Origin of the sequence: Bradyrhizobium sp. (assembly GCF_049581145.1) — a bacterium.
GTDB lineage: Bacteria > Pseudomonadota > Alphaproteobacteria > Rhizobiales > Xanthobacteraceae > Bradyrhizobium.
Genome location: NZ_JBAURI010000160.1, coordinates 1 through 1542, shown reverse-complemented (window position 1 = coordinate 1542; position 1542 = coordinate 1). Strand labels below are relative to the sequence as shown.

2 protein-coding genes are annotated in these 1542 nt (G+C 68.0%); both read left to right on the top strand.

Features of this window, described 5'->3' with window-relative positions; translation table 11 throughout:
* Window positions 1–369 (top strand): winged helix-turn-helix domain-containing protein (locus tag WCB02_RS05225; RefSeq protein WP_423956775.1); only part of this gene is annotated, 369 nt, incomplete at its 5' end.
* Window positions 369–1542: ATP-binding protein (locus tag WCB02_RS05220; RefSeq protein ID WP_423956774.1), on the top strand; the 1174-nt coding region annotated here is incomplete at its 3' end. The genes WCB02_RS05225 and WCB02_RS05220, both read left to right, overlap by 1 nt.

Genomic DNA, 1542 nt, shown 5'->3' with positions numbered 1-1542 from the left:
ATCCTGCGCCGCGCTGGCGGCGCGCCGGCGCGGGCGGTGGTCCGTCGCTATGCGTTCGACCGCTTCGTCGTCGACATGGACGCGCGCAGCATCGAGCTCGTCGGAGCGGAGGCCGCGACACTGCAGCTCACCAGCGCGGAATTCGATCTGCTGGGCTGCTTTCTGCAAAGGCCGCGCCGCGTGCTCAGCCGGGATCAGATCCTCGACTTCACGCGCGGGCGTTCGTCCGAGCCGTTCGATCGGACAGTGGACATGATGATCTCGCGGCTGCGCAAGAAACTCGATGCGGCCAGTCCCGGATCGAACCTGATCACGACGGTGCGCAATGGCGGCTATCTGTTCACGGCCTCCGTCAAGCAGGTGACGTGATGCTGCGCCTCACGCTGGCGGCCCGGCTCGCCCTGATCGTGACGGTCGGGTTTTCGGTGGTCGTCATTGTCGTCGTCGGCGTCTTCTACCTGACGACGCTGCGCGAGACCGAACTGACCCGTCCTTCGCCGGCGCGCCTGGCGGCGCTCGCCGGGCTGCTCGAGCAGACGCGGCCGGATCAGCGCGAGCGTGTCCTCGAGGCGGTCTCCTCGCCGCAATTCGTCGTCAGGATCGAGCCTTCGGGCACCTCCAGCGGGGGCGCGGACGCCGCGTCGCCGCCGCGCTCTGCGCACGACGCCTCCACCGGGCTGCTGGCGGGCCGCGCGATCGAGATTGTGGCCGTTCCCGACCGTGCATTGGGCCGGTGGTTTCCGCGATTGGCGAAGCTGATGGAGGCGACCGAGTTCCGCATCACGTTGCGTGATGGCGAGATCCTCGTCGTCGATGCCCGCACGCGCCTGCCGGTGACGCCGCTCGGGTTGCCGGTCGGCTTCGGGGCCGGCCTGTTCGGGACCATCGTCGCGCTTTTGGCGCTATTGGTGATGCAGCGCGAGACGCGGCCATTGGCAAGGCTCGCCGCCGCCGTCGACCGCGTCGGATTGTCGGTCGATCCGCCCTTGCTTCCCCAGGCGCGGCGCAGCGCGCCTGAAATCCGCGCCGTGATCGCGGCATTCAATCGCCTGCAGGGTCGCTTGAGCGAGATGCTGCGTGCCCGCATGACGCTGATCGGCGGTATCGCCCATGACGTACGCACTTTCGCGACACGGCTGCGGCTGCGTGTCGAGCAGATTCCGGACGCGGCCGAGCGCGAGCGATCCATCGCCGATATCGATGACATGATCCGTTTGCTCGATGATGCCCTGCTGTCGGCCCGGACCGGCGGTGGAGGCCTGGCGCAGGAGATGGTCGAACTTGCTGCGCTGGTGTGCGCCGATGTCGGGGACAGACAGGCGCAGGGCGATGTCGTCGATGTCACGACGGAGCCGGGGGCACGGGACGCGATCGTTTTGGGCGATCGTCTGGCGTTACGGCGGGTGCTCGCGAATGTCATCGACAACGCCATCAAATATGGCCGCGTCGCGCATGTGCGCACGTCCGTGCAGCAGCAGATGATTGCGGTGTCCGTCGAGGACGAAGGGCCGGGAATCCCGGAAGAGGCGCGTGCCGCCATGC